The sequence below is a fragment of the Streptomyces beijiangensis genome (assembly GCF_017315755.1).
In the GTDB taxonomy this organism is placed as follows: Bacteria; Actinomycetota; Actinomycetes; order Streptomycetales; family Streptomycetaceae; genus Streptomyces; species Streptomyces beijiangensis.
The window spans coordinates 12,726-30,821 of the sequence record NZ_JAFLRJ010000182.1 but is presented as its reverse complement, the minus strand read 5'-3'; the positions used below and the strand labels follow the sequence as shown (position 1 = coordinate 30,821).

Here is an 18,096-nt window from a genome sequence, read left to right as displayed (position 1 = left end):
GCCCTAGACTTTCGCCCCAGCCCGAATCTTCGAACCGCCCCGACCCGAACCCGAGCCGACCGAGCCGAGCCCCATGCCCTTCCGCGTCCACCTGAGCGAGGCCGACCTCCTGCGCTGCCGCTTCGCGCTCTCCCCGCTCTGGGAGACCCAGGAGGCCGTCCGTACCCTCAACTCCCCCGCCCGCCAGGGCTACCACCTCCCCTGGCTCAGAAAGATCCGCACCGCGGCCGCCGGCCTCGACTTCACCCCCGTCCGCCTCCTGATGCCCCGCCGCGGGCACAACCCGGACTATCTCTGCCCGCCGCCGCTGGGCCCCTCGGCCTCCTTCGAGGAGGAGATCGCGGCCGTACGCGCCACCGACCCGGAGCTCGCGCGCGACGACATGGCCCGCTCCCTCGCCTGTACGCCGGGCGCAGCGGAGACCCCGGCGGGACAGCGGATGCTGCGCGAACCGGCACGCGCGGTACGGGAGCTGACGGACCTGATGGAGGCGGCCTGGCACGCACTCGTGGAACCGGAGTGGCCACGCCTCCGCTCGCTCCTGGAGGCGGACATCGCGTACCACTCCCGCCGCCTCGCCGAGGTCGGCCTGGGCGGCCTGCTCTCCGAGCTGCACCCCCACCTGAGCTGGGACGGCACCACGCTCACCCTCGCCAAAACCGGCGAGCACGTACGGGAGCCGTCGGGCCAGGGCCTGATGCTGATGCCCAGCGCGTTCTGCTGGCCGCAGGTGATCAGCGGCTTCGACGCACCCTGGCAGCCGACCGTCGTCTATCCCGCGCGCGGCATCGGCGTCCTGTGGACGGAGCGGGGCGACGGCCGGACGCCGGAAGCCCTCGCCCGGCTGCTCGGCCGGACGAGGGCTGACGTGTTGTGCGCACTGGACGACCCCGCGACCACCAGCGCGCTCGCGCACCGGCTGCGGCTGGCCCCCAGCTCCGTATCGGCGCATCTGTCGGCGCTGCGCGGGGCGGGACTGCTGCTCTCGCGGCGGTACGGACACCAGGTGCTGTACGAGCGGACGCCGCTGGGGACAGCGCTAAGCGGAGGGGCCGGCGAGGTAGCGCTCGACGGTGTCGACCTTTGAGGTCAGCCCATCGGTGACGCCGGGCCGGATGTCGGCCTTGAGCACGAGCGAGACCCGCCCCGCCCGCGCCTCGACGGCGGCGACGGCACGCTTGACGACGTCCATGACCTCGTCCCACTCGCCCTCAATAGACGTGAACATGGCGTCCGTACGGTTCGGAAGCCCCGACTCCCGCACCACACGCACCGCGTCGGCGACGTACTCGCCCACGTCCTCGCCGACACCCAGCGGGGAGACAGAGAAGGCGACGATCATCAGGCGACCACGCCTTCGCGGCGGGCGCGCGCGGCGATGACCGCGTTCTCGGACTCGCGCTTCAGCTTGCGCTCGGCGAAGAAGCCGCCGGTCGGCAGGACCGACAGGACGAAGTAGAGGATGCCGGTGCCCGCGGACCACTTGGTGCGGTTCCAGGCGTCCAGCCAGAAGATCACGTACAGCACGAAGAGCACGCCGTGGACCATGCCCATGACCGGAACCGCGTTGAACTCCGTGGTGCGCTTGAGCACCGAGCAGAGGAGCAGCAGCAGGAAGGAGACCGCCTCGGGGGCGGAGACCAGACGGAGGCGACGGATGGCGGAAGCGGTCTTAATGTCCACGGAGGGGCAACCTTCGGCATCGGGGGCGGCAGTCGATCTTGTGCTGTGCTTTCTGGGGGGCATCCCCCAGCCCCCCGGTACGCACAAGCTCGAACCATTGTCGCAGCCGGGATTCCCAGGGTCGGATCAGGGTCCAGATCCTCCTCCGGAGCCCTGTTCGCGCCCCTCCACTCCCCTTATCTTCGATTCCGTGGCCCAGTTCACGCTCCAGGGGAGCAAAATGCTCGCGGTCTCCATGACCGGCGACTCAGTCAAGGCGAAGAACGGCGCGATGGTGGCCTACGACGGCCAGATGGCGTTCAAGAAGCTGTCCGGAGGCGGTGAGGGCGTACGCGGCATGGTGACCCGGCGCCTGACCGGCGAGCAGATGGTCGTGATGGAGGTGAAAGGTCACGGCACGTGCTACTTCGCGGACCGGGCGAGCGAGATCAGTCTGGTCTCCCTCCGCGGCGAGAAGCTGTACGTCGAGTCCAGCAACCTCCTGTGCACGGACGCGGGCCTGCGCACCGGCACGACCTTCACCGGTCTGCGCGGCGCGAGCCAGGGCAACGGTCTGTTCACCACGACCGTGGAGGGCACAGGACAGGCGGCGATCATGTCGCACGGTCCGGCGGTGGTGCTGCGGGTGAGCGCGCAGTACCCGCTGCAGGTCGACCCGGGGGCGTACATCGCGCACACCGGAAATCTCCAGCAGCACTTCCAGTCGGGGGTGACCTTCCGCACCTTCATCGGGGAGGGGTCGGGCGAGGCCTTCCAGATCCGGTTCGAGGGCGAGGGGCTCGTGTACGTGCAGCCCAGCGAGCGCAACACCATCGGGGGCGACGTCTGATGCCGTTCCGCGAGATCAACTCGAAGATGGTCGAGGCGACCGTGCTGCCCGGCCAGAAGATGTTCAGCCAGCGCGGGGCGATGCTCGCGTACAAGGGCGAGGTGTCCTTCACGCCCAATATCCAGGGCGGCCAGGGCGGGCTGATGTCGATGATCGGCCGGCGGGTCGCCAATGAGGCGACGCCACTGATGACGGTCGAAGGCAGCGGAACGGTCATGTTCGGCCACGGCGGGCACCACATCCAGGTGATCCAGCTCGCGGGCGACACCCTGTATGTGGAGGCCGACCGGCTCCTCGCCTTCGACGGGGCCCTGCAGCAGGGCACGATGTTCATGGGCTCGCAGGGCGGGGTCATGGGGATGGTGCGCGGCCAGGTCACCGGGCAGGGCCTGTTCACGACGACCCTCAAGGGGCACGGCGCGGTGGCGGTGATGGCGCACGGCGGGGTCGTGGAGCTGCAGATCACCCCGCAGCGGCCGGTGCACGTCGACCCGCAGGCGTATGTCGCGCACCACGGCGACGTACGCAACAAGCTGTCCACGGCGCTGGGCTGGCGGGACATGGTGGGGCGCGGCTCGGGCGAGGCGTTCCAGCTGGAGCTGTCGGGCAGCGGAGCGGTGTACGTACAGGCGTCGGAGGAGAAGCTGTAATGACGACCGGACCTGTGGTCTTCGACCCGATGTCGCTGCCCGTCGACGACAACGTCAACAAGTACACCTTCTGCGTGGAGCTCAAGAGCAGCCAGTGGCTGCTGCAGAAGGGCAAGATGATCGCCTATTACGGGCGGATCGACTTCAACGGCTTCGGCCGGGGCCGTCTGGACAGCATTCTCCGTACGAGCTTCCACTCCCCCATGCACGCGGCGGACTGGGTGGTGGCGGAGGGCTCGGGCAAGATGCTGCTCGCCGACCGCGCCTTCGACGTCAATTCCTACGACCTCGAGGACGGCAATCTCACGATCCGCTCGGGCAACCTCCTGGCCTTCCAGCCGTCGCTCGCGCTGAAGCAGTCGATCGTGCCGGGTTTCCTGACCCTGATCGGTACGGGAAAGTTCGTGGCCGCGTCGAACGGCCCTGTCGTCTTCCTGGAGCCGCCGATCCGTGTCGACCCGCAGGCCCTCGTCGGCTGGTCGGACTGCCCCTCGCCGTGCCACCACTACGACCACGGCTATATGACGGGCGTACTGGGCGGCATCCGGTCCCTCACCGGGCTCGGGGGCACCTCGGGCGAGGAGCACCAGTTCGAGTTCGTCGGGGCAGGGACGGTCCTCCTCCAGTCGACCGAGGTGCTGATGGCCGAGCAGCCGACGGGTGCGGTGCCGCAGCAGGCGGGGGTGCCGGGCGGAGGTCCTGGCACAGGTCAACCGGGAGCCGTACCCCGTCTTCCGGGACAGTTGGGGGACCTGCAGCGTCGCTTCGGGCTGTGACCGGTAGTCTGCGGAGTGCGACATCGAACAGATGTCACACTCCGAGACTCGTCCGGCATTCAACTTCTTAGGTAGAATCCTCATTATGGACACCGAGACGGCCCAGGCTGAGACGACCCAGACGGCCACCCCCTGGCTGACCGAGGCCGAGCAGTGCACCTGGCGTACCTATCTGGACGTCAACAGGCTGCTGACGTACCAGATGGAGAAGGATCTCCAGCCGTTCGGGCTGACCATGAACGACTACGAGATCCTGGTGAACCTCTCCGAGGCCGGGGACCGCAGGATGCGGATGAGCGATCTCGCCACCGCCACCCTGCAGTCCAAGAGCCGCCTCTCGCACCAGATCACCCGGATGGAGAACGCGGGTCTCGTACGGCGCGAGAACTGCGAGTCCGACCGGCGCGGCCTGTTCGCGGTCCTCACCGACCTCGGCGGCGAGACGATGCAGAAGGTCGCCCCTCACCACGTGGCGTCGGTGCGCAAGCACTTCATCGACATGCTGAAGCCGGAGGCGCTGGCCGCACTGCGCGCATCACTCGCTCCGGTCGCCGACCATCTCCGCGGCCAGCGGAAGCCGTAGCCGCAGCCGCTGAAGGGCGGCGAGCAGGGCGGGGGCGGCCGCAAGCGCGAAGCACAGCGTGAGCGGCAGCCGCCCGATGAGCACGCCCACGGCGGCCGAACCACCCGACATCCCCGCGTTCACCGCGGTGTTGACCCATGCTCCGGCCTGGGTACGGGTGCCCGGGGCCGCCGTCTCGTCCGCGATGAGATAGCCGGTGGTGAGCGCGGGCGCGACGAAGAGCCCCGCCACCACGGCCGCCGCGCCCAGCACCCAGAGATTCGGTGCGAACCCCGCGGCCGCCACGGCGAGCCCAAGGCCGGCAGCCATCATCGACAGCCGCCGCCCTGCCGGGATCCGCCACTCCACAGCCCCGCCCACGAGTCCGCCCACCGCGCTCCCCGCGGAGAGCGCGGCCAGCACCCAGGCGACGGCCTCCGGCCGCCCGTGCCCGTCGGCGAAGGCGACGACCAGCAGATCGAGCGCCCCGAGCGCGACTCCGAGCCCGGCGACGACGAGCACGGGGTGCCAGGGCACGGCGGCGCGTACGACGGGATCGGACTCCTTCCGAACGGGATAGCTCCGCGCGGCCGGCGACGACACCAGGGCGAGGGTCCCGCCGAGCACGAGCACGGCGCTCACCGCCACCCCGAGAGCGGGCGAGGCGAACTTCACGACGAGGCCGACCAGCAACGGCCCGGTGACGAAGAGCAGTTCCTCGGCGACCCCGTCGAGACTGTAGGCGCGCTGCAGCAACCTCCGGTCGGACGATAGGAGTTGACCCCACAGCGCGCGCATGGTCGGCCCGAGCGGCGGCGTGCACGCCCCGGCGCTCACGGCCAGCACACCGAGGAGTACCCCCGACGCCCCTGACTGCTGGGCGGCGTACGCGAGGAGCAGGAGAAGCGCCGCGTAGACGGCCGCCATCGGTACGAGGGCCCGGCGCGGCCCGTACCGGTCGATGAGGGCGGCGCGGGCGGGCGAGAGAAAGACACTGGTGATGCCGAAGAGGGCCATGACGGTCCCGGCCACGGCGTACGAACCGGTGGCGTCTTTTACGGCGAGGACGATGGAGAGGGAGACCATCCCGTACGACAGCCGCCCGAACAGGGCGGCGGCGAAGGTGCGGCGGGCATGCGGGATCCGCAGCACGGCGGCGTAGGACATGACGAAATTCCTCAACTGGAGCTGGAGCGCGGGCACAGGGACAGACCGGAGTCACAGGGGACGTGACTCGACGGGGGCCCTATACGCGGTTGAGGAACATGAGCCAGAAGATACCAGTGGCCCGGTCCGTAGACCAGATGCCCTGACCACCTTGCTGCCGGATGGGTCTGCGGGAAGGTCTGATGCGGCTGAAATCAGGGGTACGGAAGGCCACGCTCCGTACCTAGGGTGGCTGTCGAATCGTCAACCGTTCGGCCCTGGGGGGGACCCGTGACGGAACAGCAGCGAGTCAATGCTGAAGCAGCACCCGAAGCGACGGAATCGGGATCGGCGTCGGAGCCGGCGTCGGAGCCGGTCTTCGTCGACTCCACTGGGCGGCGCACCCGTTGGTCACGGAGAGCGGGACGGGGAGTGGCCGGGGTCTGTGCGACCTACGGTCTGGCACTCGGGCTGAGTGTGATCGGGGCGGCCCCGTTCGCCCCCGACGCGCTGTTCCCCTTCCACGGGCAGCCCGGCCCCGGGCCCACTGCCAGGGAGGGTGAGCGCGGGGAGCAGCCGGACAAGGTGACGCCGCCCGCGTGGCTGGCCGGCGGCCCTGCGGCCGGAACGGTGATTCCCGCCGTCTTCACGCCGCCGGGTTCACGGGCCCCGCAGGTTCCCGAGGCGCCGAAGTCCCCGGCCGTCCCGAGGACCCCGAATGCGCCGGGGACACCGGAGTCGCCGCGACCGATGGTGCCGGACACTCCGACCGTGCCGACGGTGCCGGACGTGCCGACCGGGCCCGCGCCCGCGCCGGTGCCCGACACCCCGGCCCCGGTGACGCCGAAGCCCACGATCCCCTCGGTCCTCGAGCCGGTGACGGAGGTCGTGACGCCGGTGACCGAGCCGGTGGTCGGAGCGGTCGCCGATGTCGTGAAGCCGGTCACCGAGACGGTGGCCGCCGTCGTGCGGCCGGTCGCCGACACGGTCGCCGCCGTCGTCGAGCCGGTCAACGCCATCGTGGAACCCGTCACCGAGGCCGTCGCCGCCGTCGTACAGCCGGTCACCGAGGCCGTCGCGGCCGTCGTACAGCCCGTCACCAAGATCGTGGAGCCCGCCACCGCCGCCCTGCAACCCGTGACCACCGTCGCGGAACGCGCACTCCCCGCCCTCAAACCCGTCACCGGCCTGGTGAGCGGTCTGACCGATGCGACCGGTGAGTGACGCCCGGCAGCATCGCCCCCGTGTGGTCATCCCGCTGCTCGTCCTCCTGACGCTGATGTGCGTCCTGCTGCTCGGCGGTTACGTACGCGGCGACTACGCGGCCGACCACCGCACCCACCCGCTGGTGGAGGACGGCAAGGTGCCGCGCCGCATCCTGGACGGCGGGCCGATCGTCGACGCGACCGGCGCGCAGCCCCGTTCGCTGCACACGCCCGAGCACACCATCGTGCTCACCTTCGACGACGGCCCCGACCCGCGGTGGACCCCGCGGATTCTCGCCGTACTGAAGAAGCACGGCGTCCCCGCGACCTTCTTCGTCACCGGCACGATGACGTCGCGGCACCCGGGGATCGTCGCCGACATGGTGCGCGAGGGGCATGAGATCGGGCTGCACACCTTCGGCCACCCGGATCTGGCGTACAAGTCCGCGGCGGGCGTCGACCGCGAGATGGCGCAGGCCCAGCTGGCCCTGGCGGGCGCGGCCGGGATCCACAGCTCGCTCTTCCGGCCTCCGTACTCCTCGACGACCGAGGCGCTGGACAACGCCTCCTGGCCGGTGGTCCAACAGCTGGGCGCGGAGGGCTATATCAGCGCGTTCATCGACCAGGACACCGACGACTGGCGGCGGCCCGGCGTCCAGGCGATCGTCGACGGGGCCATTCCGCAGCAGGACGGGCAGGGCGCGATCGTCCTGCTGCACGACTCGGGCGGCGACCGTTCGCAGACCGTCGCCGCGCTCGACCTGCTGATTCCTCAACTCAAGGCGCGCGGCTACCACTTCACGACCATCGCCGAAGCCGCCGGCGCGGTCAGCGTCAACCAGCCGGTCCACGGGACCGAGTTGTGGCGCGGCCGGGCCTTCGTGGGCGCGGTGGTCGTCTCCGAGTGGGCGCTCCCGGCGCTCGCCTTCCTGCTGACCGTCGTCGGTTTCCTGGTACTGGGACGATTCACGGTCCTTCTGGCGCTGGCCCGGCGTCATGCGCGCGTCCGGCGAAAGACCGGCTTCAGTTGGGGCCCTGCCGTCACCGAACCGGTCAGCGTCATCGTGCCCGCGTACAACGAGAGCGCCTGCATCGCGGACACCCTGCGGTCGCTGGCGGCGAGCGACCACCCCGTCGAGATCATCGTGGTGGACGACGGCTCGACGGACGACACCGCCGAGATCGCACGCTCCCTGGAGCTGCCCGGCGTCACGGTCCTGTGCCAACGCAACCTCGGCAAGTCCAGCGCGCTCAACACCGGTATCGCGCACGCCGGTCACGAGCTGATCGTGATGGTGGACGGCGACACGATCTTCGAGCCGTCCACCGTGGGCGCGCTGGTCCAGCCCTTCGCCGACCCGGCCATCGGGGCGGTCGCGGGCAATGCCAGGGTCGGCAACCACCGCACGATGATCAGCCGCTGGCAGCACATCGAGTATGTGATGGGCTTCAATCTGGACCGCCGGATGTACGACGTACTGCGGTGCATGCCCACCGTCCCCGGCGCGGTCGGCGCCTACCGCCGCGCGGCACTCGACCGGGTCGGCCGGATGAGCAGCGACACGCTCGCCGAGGACACCGACATCACCATGGCGCTGCACCGTGACGGCTGGCAGGTCGTGTACGAGGAGAGGGCCCGCGCCCACACCGAGGCGCCCGGCAGCCTCGGCGAGCTGTGGCGCCAGCGCTACCGCTGGAGCTACGGCACCATGCAGGCGATGTGGAAGCACCGCGGGGCGATGCTCGACCGCGGGCATTCGGGCCGTTTCGGCCGGGTGGGGCTGCCGCTGGTCGCCGTGTTCACGGTGCTGACCCCGCTGCTCGCCCCGCTCATCGACCTCTTCGCGCTCTACGGCTTCCTCTTCATGGACCCGGCACGCACCGCGGTCGCCTGGTGCGCGGTCCTCGGGGTGCAGGCCGCGTGTGCCGCGTACGCCTTCAGGCTGGACGGCGAGCCGCTGCGGCGGCTGTGGCCGCTGCCTCTGCAGCAGGTGGTCTACCGGCAGTTGATGTACATGGTGCTGATCCAGTCCTGTCTGACCGCGATCAGCGGCGGGCGGCTGCACTGGCACAAACTGCGGCGTACGGGCGAGGTGGGCGAGCAGCTCATGGCCGAGGCCAGGATCGCGCTGCCCGCGACGGTGGGGGCCGTGCCGCTCGTCGGCGGCCCCGGACCGTCCTCCCGGCCGGGCCTCCCGGGGTCGTCGCCCGTACCCTCGCCCGTCGTCGTGCCCGTGACCGTGAAGCCCGCGGTGCGCGACCGCTATCTCGACCTGCTGCGGGCGCTCGCCCTGGTGCGGGTCGTCGTTTATCACACCTTCGGCTGGGCCTGGCTGACGATCGCCTTCCCCTCCCTGGGCGTCATGTTCGCGCTGGCGGGGTCACTGATGGCGCGCTCGCTGAGCAGACCCGCACTCTCCGTGATCCGCAGCAGGATGCGCCGTCTGCTCATCCCGTTCTGGGTCTTCGCCGTCTTCGCGGTCACCTGGATGCTGTGGCGCGGCTGGAGTCCTGCCCAACTCCCCCGGCTCGCGCTGTGGATCCTGCCGCTCGGCGACCCGCCGGGCAGCGAGTGGGGGGCGCAACTCACCGGCCCGCTCTGGTACATCCGCGCGTACCTCTGGTTCGTGCTGCTGTCCCCCGTGCTCCTGTGGGCCTGGCGGCGCGCCCCGCTGCCGCTGCTCGGGGGGTTCCTGGCGCTGACCGCGGTCTTCCAGTACGAGCTGATCGATGTGCCCGAGCTGCCTGCCGCCGCCCTCACCGATCTGGGGATCTTCGGCGCGTGCTGGGTGCTCGGATTCGCCCACCGGGACGGGTCGCTGGACGCGCTGCGGGTCCGGACGGTGCTGGTGTCGGGCGCCGTTCTGATGGCCGCCGGCGGCTGGTTCACCTTCACCCACCCCACGGACGAGGGGTACGACCTGGGCGAGATCCCGCTCGGTCAGGCGCTCTGGTCGCTCGGTTTCGTACTCCTGCTGATGCGTTTCCGGCCAAGATCGCTGCCGCGCATGCCGGGCATCGACGGCCTCGTGCGCCTCTTCAACAACAGGGCCGTCACGATCTATCTGTGGCACGAGGTCGCTCTGGTGGTGGCCGTGCTGGTGACGGACCTGATGTGGCAGGTGGGGTTCTTCGAGCAGTACCTGCCGCTGGGATCCGAGTGGTTCGTGTTCCTGCTGGTCTGGCCGCTGATCGGCGCGGCGATCCTGCTGGTCGGCTGGGCGGAGGACCTCGCGTCCCGCAAACGTCCCGATCCCTGGCCCACGCGCGCACCGCGGGCCGGGCCGCCCCGTCCCGCCGGGACGGCCGGGCGATGATGCTCAGGCGCCGGCCGTCACGCCCTCCACCAAGGTGTCCGCCGCCGTGTACGGGTCCAGTTCACCCGCCACGATCCGCTCCGCCAGTGCGTCGAGGCGCTGGTCGCCGCGGAGGTCGCCGATGCGTTCGCGCAGTGCGGTGACCGCGATCGTCTCGACCTCGTGGGCGGCCCTGGAGCGGCGGCGTTCGTTCAGGACCCCGTGCTCGTCCATCCAGGCGCGGTGCTTCTCCAGGGCTTCGACGACCTCGTCGATGCCTTCGCCGCGGGCGGCCACCGTCTTCACGATCGGCGGGCGCCAGTCGCCGGGTCCGCGCGATTCGCCGAGGGCCAGCATGTGGTTGAGCTCGCGGGCGGTCGCGTCGGCGCCGTCCCTGTCCGCCTTGTTCACCACGTACACATCGCCGATCTCCAGGATTCCGGCCTTGGCCGCCTGGATGCCGTCGCCCATTCCGGGCGCGAGGAGCACGACGGAGGTGTCCGCCTGCGAGGCGATCTCCACCTCGGACTGGCCGACGCCGACCGTCTCCACGAGGACGATGTCGCAGCCCGCCGCGTCCAGCACGCGGATGGCCTGCGGGGCTGCCCAGGCGAGACCGCCCAGATGGCCGCGGGTGGCCATCGAGCGGATGTAGACCCCGGGGTCCGAGGCGTGCTCGGACATCCGGACCCGGTCGCCGAGCAGCGCGCCGCCCGAGAAGGGGGACGAGGGGTCGACGGCCAGGACCCCGACGCGCTTCCCTGCCCGGCGGTACGCCGCCACGAGCGCCGAGGTGGATGTCGACTTACCGACTCCGGGGGATCCGGTGAGACCGACGACATACGCGTTGCCGGTGAGCGGTGCGAGCAGCGCCATCACCTCGCGCAGTTGCGGGGACGCCCCCTCCACCAGGGAGATCAGCCGGGCAACGGCCCGGGGCCTGCCCTCGCGGGCCTGCTCGACCAGGGTGGGGACGTCCACGTTCACAGCTCCGATCATCGGTAAGTCGGCCGTACGAAGTGAAACTACTTGCCAGAAACTACTTGCCCGCGCTGCGGTTGCCGGGGCTGCGCATACCAGGTACGTGAACGATCAGCGCATCGCCCTGACCGCCGCCGCCGCACAGCGCCGCCGCACCCACACCGCCGCCACGGCGCTTCAGCTCCAGCGCCAGGTGGAGGACGACCCGGGCGCCGGACATGCCGATCGGGTGGCCGAGGGCAATCGCGCCGCCGTTGACGTTCACCTTTTCCGGGGAAACCCCGAGGTCCTTCATTGACTGCACCGCGACGGCCGCGAAGGCCTCGTTGATCTCGATCAGATCGAGGTCGTCGACGCCGAGACCCTCCTTGCCGAGGGCGTGCCGGATCGCGTTGGAGGGCTGCGACTGGAGCGAGTTGTCGGGGCCCGCGACATTGCCGTGGGCGCCGATCTCGGCGATCCAGTCCAGACCCAGCTCCTCGGCCTTGGCCCTGCTCATCACGACGACCGCAGCGGCGCCGTCGGAGATCTGCGAGGACGTGCCGGCCGTGATCGTTCCGTCCTTTGCGAACGCGGGGCGGAGCTTGCCCAGGGACTCCGCCGTCGTCTCGGGGCGGATGCCCTCGTCCTTCGAGAAGAGCACCGGGTCGCCCTTGCGCTGCGGGATCTCCACAGGGGTGATCTCCGCCTCGAAGATGCCGTTCTTCTGCGCGTCCGCGGCCTTCTGGTGCGATCCGGCGGCGAACTCGTCCTGCGGCGAACGGGCGATGCCCAGACGGGTGTTGTGCTTCTCCGTGGACTCGCCCATGGGGATTCCGTCGAAGGAGTCCGTCAGCCCGTCGTACGCCATCGAGTCCAGCATCTCGATCGCGCCGTACTTGTAGCCCTCGCGCGACTTCGGCAGGAGGTGCGGGGCGTTGGTCATCGACTCCTGGCCGCCGGCGACGATCACGTCGAATTCGCCCGCGCGAATCAGCTGGTCGGCGAGGGCGATCGCGTCGAGCCCCGAGAGACACACCTTGTTGATCGTGAGCGCGGGGACGTTCATCGGGATACCGGCCTTGACGGCCGCCTGACGTGCCGGGATCTGCCCTGCCCCGGCCTGGAGCACCTGCCCCATGATCACGTACTGGACCTGGTCGCCGCCGATCCCGGCCCGGTCGAGCGCCGCCTTGATGGCGAAGCCGCCGAGATCGGCGCCGGAGAAGGACTTGAGCGAACCCAGCAGGCGTCCCATGGGCGTACGAGCGCCCGCGACGATCACTGAGGTGGTACCGGTCGTTCCGGACACAGACATGGGCACGGCCCCTTGGATGGTGAGATGTGAACGAGGGTTTACTTGCAATGTACTGAGCGGTAGGCCCGGCGTCACCGGCCCGCGAATGTGATCGCGCGCACGTTGCGTAACCACCCGTCGGCACGCTGCACTTACCCCATGCTGACGCGAATCGACCACATCGGGATCGCCTGTCATGACCTCGACGCCACCGTCGAGTTCTACCGTGCGACGTACGGCTTCGAGGTCTTCCACACCGAAGTCAACGAGGAGCAGGGCGTACGGGAGGCCATGCTCAAGATCAACGAGACGTCCGACGGCGGCGCCTCCTACATCCAGCTCCTGGAACCCACCCGCGAGGACTCCGCGGTGGGAAAGTGGCTGGCCAAGAACGGTGAGGGCGTGCACCACATCGCCTTCGGCACCGAGGACGTCGACAGTGACTCCCAGGCCATTCGCGACAAGGGCGTACGGGTCCTGTACGACCAGCCGCGGATCGGCTCCATGGGCTCCCGCATCACGTTTCTGCACCCCAAGGACTGTCACGGCGTACTGACGGAACTGGTCACCTCCGCACCTCCCGCCTCCTCGGAGCACTGACCTCCGGATACCTGGGCCGGTAGAGTGGGCGGCTCCGGTCCGGGGCCGGATCGGGGCCTGTGACCCAGGTCTCGCCGATGATCTGACACCATTCCCCGGGGGCCGTCGTGCACAACGACGCGCTCGCGTACGGAAGAAGTGTTGCGACCAGGGGACGGATGGACCGCGCAGTGCGGGGCTACGAACGCCAGGAGAGCCACCGGGCTGACGACCACCTCTCTCGGTTCGAGGCCGAGATGGACCGGCTGAAGACCGAGCGGGAGAAGGCCGTCCAGCACGCCGAGGACCTCGGCTACCAGGTCGAGGTGTTGCGCGCCAAGCTCCACGAGGCGCGCCGCAACCTCGCGTCCCGCCCTGCCTACGACGCGGCGGACATCGGCTACCAGGCCGAGCAGCTGCTCCGTAATGCCCAGACGCAGGCCGACCAACTGCGGATGGACGCCGAGCGGGAACTGCGCGACGCCCGCGCCCAGACCCAGCGCATCCTGCAGGAGCACGCCGAACACCAGGCGCGCCTGCAGTCCGAGCTGCACACCGAGGCCGTCACCCGCCGCCAGCGTCTGGACCAGGAGCTCAACGAGCGCCGCCAGACCGTCGAGGCGCACGTGAACGAGAACGTGGCCTGGGCCGAGCAGCTCCGCTCCCGTACCGAATCACAGGCGCGCAGGCTCCTGGACGAGTCGCGCACCGAGGCCGAGCAGTCCCTGTCCGCCGCCCGCGCCGAGGCCGCCAGGGTCGCCGAGGAGGCCGGCCAGCGCCTCGGCTCCGCCGCCGAGACCGCCCGCTCCGAGGCCGACGCGATCCTGCTGCGCGCCCGCAAGGACGCCGAACGGCTGCTGAACGCCGCGTCGAACCAGGCGCAGGAGGCCACCACCCACGCCGAGCAGCTCCGTACGTCCACGACCGCCGAGTCCGACCAGGCCCGCCAGCAGTCCGCCGAGCTCAGCCGCACCGCCGAGCAGCGGATGCAGGAGGCCGAGACGGCGCTGCGCGAGGCGCGCGCCGAGGCCGAGAAGGTCCTCAGTGAGGCGAAGGAGTCGGCCGCCAAGCAGCTGACCACCGCCGAGTCCACCAACGAGCAGCGCACCAGGACCGCCAAGGCCGAGATCGCCCGGCTGGTCGGCGAGGCCACCAAGGACTCCGAGACGCTCAAGGCGGAGGCCGAGCAGGCACTCGCCGATGCGCGCGCCGAGGCCGAGCGGCTGGTGAAGGAGGCCGGGGACAAGGCCCGTACGGTCGCGGCCGAGGACACCGCAGCCCAGCTCGCCAAGGCCGCGCGTACCGCCGAGGAAGTCCTCACCAAGGCGTCCGAGGACGCCAAGTCGACGATCAAGGCAGCGGCCGACGAGGCCGAGCGGATCCGCCAGGAGACCGAGGCGGAGGCCGAGCGGCTGCGCGTCCAGGCCGCCGAGCAGGCCGACCAGCTCAAGGGCGCGGCCAAGGACGACACCAAGGAGTACCGGGCCAAGACGGTCGAGCTGCAGGAGGAGGCGCGCAGGCTGCGCGGCGAGGCCGAGCAGCTGCGGGCCGAGGCGGTCGCGGAGGGCGAGCGGATCCGCGGCGAGGCCCGCAGGGAGGCCGTCCAGCAGATCGAGGAGGCGGCCACCACCGCCGAGGACCTGCTCTCCAAGGCGCGTACGGACGCGGACGAGCTGCGCTCGGGTGCGTCGACGGAGTCCGAGCGGGTACGTACCGAAGCCATCGAGCGCGCCACGGTCCTGCGCAAGCAGGCCGAGGAGACCCTGGAGCGCACCCGCGCCGAGGCCGAGCGGCTGCGCGCGGAGGCCGACGCGCAGGCCGGGGACGTCACGTCCCAGGCGGAGGAGGCCGCTTCGGCGCTCCGCGAGGAGACCGAACGCGGTGTCGAGGCCCGCCGGGCCGACGCCGCCGAGGAACTGACCAGGCTGCACACCGAGGCCGAGCAGCGCCTCACCTCGTCCGAGACGACGCTGGCCGACGCCCGCGGCGAGGCCGAGCGGATCCGCCGCGAGGCCGCGGAGGAGACCGAGCGGCAGCGGGCCGACGCCGCCGAGCGCATCCGCACGCTGCAGGCGCAGGCCGAGAGCGAGGCCGAGCGGCTGCGCGACGAGGCCGCCGCCGACGCCTCCCAGTCGCGGGCCGAGGGCGAGAACGTCGCCGTACGGCTGCGTTCCGACGCCGCCGCAGAGGCCGAGCGCCTCAAATCCGAGGCACAGGACAGCGCGGATCGCGTACGGGCAGAAGCCGCGGCAGCGGCCGAGCGCGTCGGCAACGAGGCGCAGGAGGCGCTCGCCGCCGCCCAGGAGGAGGCCGTACGCCGCCGCCGCGAGGCCGAGGAGACGCTGGACTCCGCCCGTGCCGAGGCCGAACAGGAGCGTGAGCGGGCCCGCGAGCAGAGCGAGGAACTCCTCGCCTCCGCCCGCAAGCGCGTCGAAGAGGCCCAGACCGAGGCGATCAGGCTCGTCGAGGAGGCGGACCGCCGCGCGACGGAGATGGTCGCCGCCGCCGAGCAGACCGCCAAGGAGGTACGGGACTCCGTATCGGGTCTGCAGGAGCAGGCCGAGCAGGAGGTCGCCGGGCTGCGCTCCGCCGCCGAGCACTCCGCGGACCGTACGAAGACCGAGGCGCAGGAGGAGGCGGACCGTCTCCGCTCCGACGCCTACGCGGAGCGCGAGCGCGCCTCCGAGGACGCCGGACGCATCCGGGCGACCGCCCAGGGCGAGTCCGAGGCCGCCCAGGCCCTCGCCGAGCGCACCGTCAACGACGCGATCGCCGAAGCCGAGCGGCTGCGCTCGGACAGCTCCGACTACGCCCAGCGGATGCGCACCGAGGCCTCCGACGCGGTGGCCTCCGCCGAGCAGGATGCCGCCCGCGCCAGGGCGGAGGCCCGCGAGGACGCCAACCGCATCCGCTCGGACGCCGCAGGACAGGCCGATCTGCTGATCACCGAGGCGTCGTCGGAGGCCGAGCGGCTGCGCTTCGACTCCACCGCCGCCGCCGAGCAGCTGCAGACCGAATCGGTGGCCCGCGCCGAGAAGCTCGTACGCGACGCCTCGGGCGAGGCCGAACAGCTGCGCGCCGAGGCCGCCGAGACGGTGGGCTCCGCCCAGCAGGCCGCGGAGCGGATCCGTAACGACGCCGAACGCGTCAAGGCCGAGGGTGCGGCCACGGCCGAACAACTGCGCTCCGACGCCCAGTCGGAGGCCGACCGGGTCCTCGACGAGGCGCGTGCGGAGGCCTCCAAGCGCCGCTCGGACGCCGCCGAACAGGCCGACCAGCTGATCGCCAAGGCCCAGGAGGAGGCACTGCGTTCGGCCACCGAGGCCGAGGCGCAGTCCGACACCATGGTCGGCGCGGCCCGCAGTGAAGCCGAGCGGATCACCGCGGAGGCGACCGTCGAGGGCAACAGCCTGGTCGAGCGGTCCCGTACCGACGCGGACGAACTCCTCGTCGGCGCACGCCGGGACGCCACCGCCATAAGGGAACGCTCCGAGGAGCTGCGCGACCGCATCACGGGCGAGGTCGAGGAACTGCACGAGCGGGCCCGCAGGGAGACCTCCGAGCAGATGCGCAATGCGGGCGAGCGCGTCGACAACCTGATGAAGGCCGCGTCCGACCAGCAGGTCGAGGCCGAGGCGAAGGCCAAGGAGCTGGTGTCCGATGCCAGTTCGGAGGCCGGCAAGGTCCGTATCGCCGCCGTGAAGCGGGCCGAGTCGCTGCTCAAGGAGGCCGAGCAGAAGAAGGCTTCGCTGGTACGGGAGGCCGAGCAGATCCGCAGCGAGGCGAGGGCCGAGGCCGAGCAGCTGGTCGCCGATGCCACGCGCGAGCACGATGTGCTGGTGCGCAGGCGCAAGGACATCCAGGCCGAGATCTCCCGTGTCCAGGACGTACTTGAGGCGTTGGAATCCTTTGAGGCGCCGTCCGGGGGCGCCAAGGAGGGGGCCGTCAAGGCGGGCGCCTCAGCAGGCGCAACCCGTACGAGTGGCAAGTCTTCGGAGAACTAGCCACTCAAAAGGCTGGACATTCTCCAGATCAAACGGGCATCTGCACCGTGACACGCCGCTTCGGCCCCTAGGATTCCCCCTATCACCTCACCGGTCTCATTCGACAGGAACCCCATGAGCGACACTTCCTCCCCATTCGGCTTCGAGCTAGTGCGGCGTGGTTACGACCGCGGTCAGGTGGATGACCGCATTACCAAGCTCGTCGCCGACCGTGACAGCGCTCTCGCACGGATCACCTCTCTCGAAAAGCGCATCGAGGAGCTTCACCTCGAGACGCAGAACGCCCAGGCACAGGTCAGCGACGCGGAGCCGTCGTACGCCGGACTCGGTGCCCGTGTAGAGAAGATCCTCCGCCTCGCCGAGGAGGAGGCGAAGGACCTTCGTGAGGAGGCCCGCCGCGCCGCCGAGCAGCACCGCGAGCTCGCCGAGTCCGCCGCCCAGCAGGTGCGCAACGACGCCGAGTCCTTCTCCTCCGAGCGCAAGTCGAAGGCCGAGGACGAGGGCGTCCGGATCGTCGAGAAGGCGAAGAGCGACGCCTCGACGCTGCGTGGCGAGGCCCAGAAGGACGCGCAGCAGAAGCGTGAGGAGGCGGACGCCCTCTTCGAGGAGACCCGCGCCAAGGCCGCCCAGGCCGCCGCGGACTTCGAGACGAACCTCGCCAAGCGCCGTGAGCAGTCGGAGCGCGACCTGGCCTCGCGTCAGGCCAAGGCCGAGAAGCGTCTGGCCGAGATCGAGCACCGCGCCGAGCAGCTCCGCCTGGAGGCCGAGAAGCTCCGTACGGACGCGGAGCGCCGCGCCCGTCAGACGGTGGAGACGGCACAGCGCCAGGCCGAGGACATCGTGGCCGACGCCAATGCCAAGGCCGACCGGATCCGCAGCGAGTCGGAGCGCGAGCTGGCGGCGCTGACGAACCGCCGCGACTCGATCAACGCGCAGCTGACCAATGTCCGCGAGATGCTGGCCACCCTCACCGGTGCCGCTGTCGCCGCCGCGAGCAGCCCGGTGGACGACGAGCCGGTCTCCCGCGGCGTTCCGGCGCAGCAGACCCGCTAGGCAGCAGACCCATAAGTGCGTACGGCCCAGAGCCCCTCGCCACTCCGGTGGCGGGG

General features: G+C 70.8%; 15 protein-coding genes and 1 pseudogene. 11 read left to right on the top strand and 5 right to left on the bottom strand.

Features of this window, described 5'->3' with window-relative positions; all coding sequences use genetic code 11:
• The first annotated feature begins 73 nt into the window (after positions 1 to 73).
• A complete protein-coding gene (locus tag J0695_RS20240; protein ID WP_206963519.1) occupies positions 74 to 1,087 on the top strand; it encodes an ArsR/SmtB family transcription factor in 1,014 nt (337 codons plus the stop codon).
• On the opposite strand, the gene J0695_RS20235 is transcribed toward J0695_RS20240, so the two are convergent.
• Together J0695_RS20235 and J0695_RS20230 are read right to left on the bottom strand one after the other, a co-directional pair.
• The gene (locus tag J0695_RS20235) at positions 1,040 to 1,342 is read right to left on the bottom strand and encodes an MTH1187 family thiamine-binding protein (protein ID WP_206963518.1); all 303 of its coding nucleotides are present in this window, start codon (positions 1,340 to 1,342) and stop codon (positions 1,040 to 1,042) included. The genes J0695_RS20240 and J0695_RS20235 overlap by 48 nt on opposite strands.
• Complete coding sequence (locus J0695_RS20230) at positions 1,342 to 1,683, bottom strand: DUF3817 domain-containing protein (protein WP_206963517.1); 342 nt, start codon at positions 1,681 to 1,683, stop codon at positions 1,342 to 1,344. The genes J0695_RS20235 and J0695_RS20230 overlap by 1 nt, the downstream gene beginning before the upstream one ends.
• A 190-nt stretch (positions 1,684 to 1,873) precedes the next feature.
• On the opposite strand from J0695_RS20230, the gene J0695_RS20225 reads away from it, so the two are divergent.
• The 4 genes from J0695_RS20225 to J0695_RS20210 all read left to right on the top strand — a co-directional run bounded on the left by J0695_RS20225 (position 1,874) and on the right by J0695_RS20210 (position 4,521).
• Positions 1,874 to 2,512, top strand: coding sequence for an AIM24 family protein (locus tag J0695_RS20225; RefSeq protein WP_206963516.1), 639 nt, complete (start codon positions 1,874 to 1,876; stop codon positions 2,510 to 2,512).
• Complete coding sequence (locus J0695_RS20220; protein WP_206963515.1) at positions 2,512 to 3,162, top strand: AIM24 family protein; 651 nt, start codon at positions 2,512 to 2,514, stop codon at positions 3,160 to 3,162. The genes J0695_RS20225 and J0695_RS20220 overlap by 1 nt, the downstream gene beginning before the upstream one ends.
• Complete coding sequence (locus J0695_RS20215; RefSeq protein WP_206963514.1) at positions 3,162 to 3,938, top strand: AIM24 family protein; 777 nt, start codon at positions 3,162 to 3,164, stop codon at positions 3,936 to 3,938. The genes J0695_RS20220 and J0695_RS20215 overlap by 1 nt, the downstream gene beginning before the upstream one ends.
• Positions 3,939 to 4,023: 85 nt before the next feature.
• Positions 4,024 to 4,521 (top strand): MarR family winged helix-turn-helix transcriptional regulator, encoded by a 498-nt coding sequence (locus J0695_RS20210; RefSeq protein ID WP_206963513.1) that lies wholly within the window; start codon positions 4,024 to 4,026, stop codon positions 4,519 to 4,521.
• Here J0695_RS20210 and J0695_RS20205 read toward each other — a convergent pair.
• Complete coding sequence (locus J0695_RS20205) at positions 4,474 to 5,667, bottom strand: MFS transporter (protein ID WP_206963512.1); 1,194 nt, start codon at positions 5,665 to 5,667, stop codon at positions 4,474 to 4,476. The two genes, J0695_RS20210 and J0695_RS20205, sit on opposite strands and share 48 nt — an antisense overlap.
• A 411-nt stretch (positions 5,668 to 6,078) precedes the next feature.
• On the opposite strand from J0695_RS20205, the gene J0695_RS20200 reads away from it, so the two are divergent.
• From J0695_RS20200 to J0695_RS46375, 3 genes and pseudogenes are all read left to right on the top strand, one after another.
• Positions 6,079 to 6,870, top strand: a complete 792-nt coding sequence (locus J0695_RS20200) for a hypothetical protein (RefSeq protein WP_206963511.1) — start codon at positions 6,079 to 6,081, stop codon at positions 6,868 to 6,870.
• Positions 6,854 to 8,950 (top strand): annotated as a pseudogene (locus J0695_RS46380) (bifunctional polysaccharide deacetylase/glycosyltransferase family 2 protein); the annotation flags it as partial. The gene J0695_RS20200 and the pseudogene J0695_RS46380, both read left to right, overlap by 17 nt.
• 9 nt (positions 8,951 to 8,959) lie before the next feature.
• Positions 8,960 to 10,168 carry an acyltransferase family protein gene (locus J0695_RS46375; RefSeq protein ID WP_242552942.1) on the top strand — a complete coding sequence of 403 codons (1,209 nt, stop codon included), beginning with the start codon at positions 8,960 to 8,962 and terminating at the stop codon, positions 10,166 to 10,168.
• Between the two features lie 3 nt (positions 10,169 to 10,171).
• Here the strand turns inward: J0695_RS46375 and meaB are convergent, their stop codons facing one another.
• Positions 10,172 to 11,146, bottom strand: a complete 975-nt coding sequence (meaB, locus tag J0695_RS20190; RefSeq protein WP_206963509.1) for a methylmalonyl Co-A mutase-associated GTPase MeaB — start codon at positions 11,144 to 11,146, stop codon at positions 10,172 to 10,174.
• Positions 11,147 to 11,186: 40 nt separating this feature from the next.
• Positions 11,187 to 12,419, bottom strand: a complete 1,233-nt coding sequence (locus J0695_RS20185) for an acetyl-CoA C-acetyltransferase (protein WP_372445800.1) — start codon at positions 12,417 to 12,419, stop codon at positions 11,187 to 11,189.
• Between the two features lie 144 nt (positions 12,420 to 12,563).
• On the opposite strand from J0695_RS20185, the gene mce reads away from it, so the two are divergent.
• The 3 genes from mce to J0695_RS20170 all read left to right on the top strand — a co-directional run bounded on the left by mce (position 12,564) and on the right by J0695_RS20170 (position 18,040).
• On the top strand, positions 12,564 to 13,004 hold the full coding sequence (gene mce, locus J0695_RS20180; protein WP_206963507.1) for a methylmalonyl-CoA epimerase: 441 nt from the start codon (positions 12,564 to 12,566) through the stop codon (positions 13,002 to 13,004).
• A gap of 170 nt (positions 13,005 to 13,174) precedes the next feature.
• On the top strand, positions 13,175 to 16,987 hold the full coding sequence (gene scy, locus J0695_RS20175) for a polarized growth protein Scy (protein ID WP_206963521.1): 3,813 nt from the start codon (positions 13,175 to 13,177) through the stop codon (positions 16,985 to 16,987).
• 114 nt (positions 16,988 to 17,101) lie between these two features.
• A complete protein-coding gene (locus tag J0695_RS20170) occupies positions 17,102 to 18,040 on the top strand; it encodes a coiled-coil domain-containing protein (RefSeq protein ID WP_206963506.1) in 939 nt (312 codons plus the stop codon).
• The last annotated feature ends 56 nt before the right edge of the window (positions 18,041 to 18,096 follow it).

Excerpts from the sequence above, each read along its gene's own strand:
- J0695_RS20240 (WP_206963519.1), top strand. The coding sequence starts at position 74 with ATGCCCTTCCGCGTCCACCTGAGCGAGGCCGACCTCCTGCGCTGCCGC.
- J0695_RS20235 (WP_206963518.1), bottom strand. The coding sequence starts at position 1,342 with ATGATCGTCGCCTTCTCTGTCTCCCCGCTGGGTGTCGGCGAGGACGTG.
- J0695_RS20220 (WP_206963515.1), top strand. The coding sequence starts at position 2,512 with ATGCCGTTCCGCGAGATCAACTCGAAGATGGTCGAGGCGACCGTGCTG.
- J0695_RS20215 (WP_206963514.1), top strand. The coding sequence starts at position 3,162 with ATGACGACCGGACCTGTGGTCTTCGACCCGATGTCGCTGCCCGTCGAC.
- J0695_RS20210 (WP_206963513.1), top strand. The coding sequence starts at position 4,024 with ATGGACACCGAGACGGCCCAGGCTGAGACGACCCAGACGGCCACCCCC.
- J0695_RS20205 (WP_206963512.1), bottom strand. The coding sequence starts at position 5,667 with ATGTCCTACGCCGCCGTGCTGCGGATCCCGCATGCCCGCCGCACCTTC.
- J0695_RS46375 (WP_242552942.1), top strand. The coding sequence starts at position 8,960 with ATGGCCGAGGCCAGGATCGCGCTGCCCGCGACGGTGGGGGCCGTGCCG.
- meaB (WP_206963509.1), bottom strand. The coding sequence starts at position 11,146 with ATGATCGGAGCTGTGAACGTGGACGTCCCCACCCTGGTCGAGCAGGCC.
- mce (WP_206963507.1), top strand. The coding sequence starts at position 12,564 with ATGCTGACGCGAATCGACCACATCGGGATCGCCTGTCATGACCTCGAC.
- J0695_RS20170 (WP_206963506.1), top strand. The coding sequence starts at position 17,102 with ATGAGCGACACTTCCTCCCCATTCGGCTTCGAGCTAGTGCGGCGTGGT.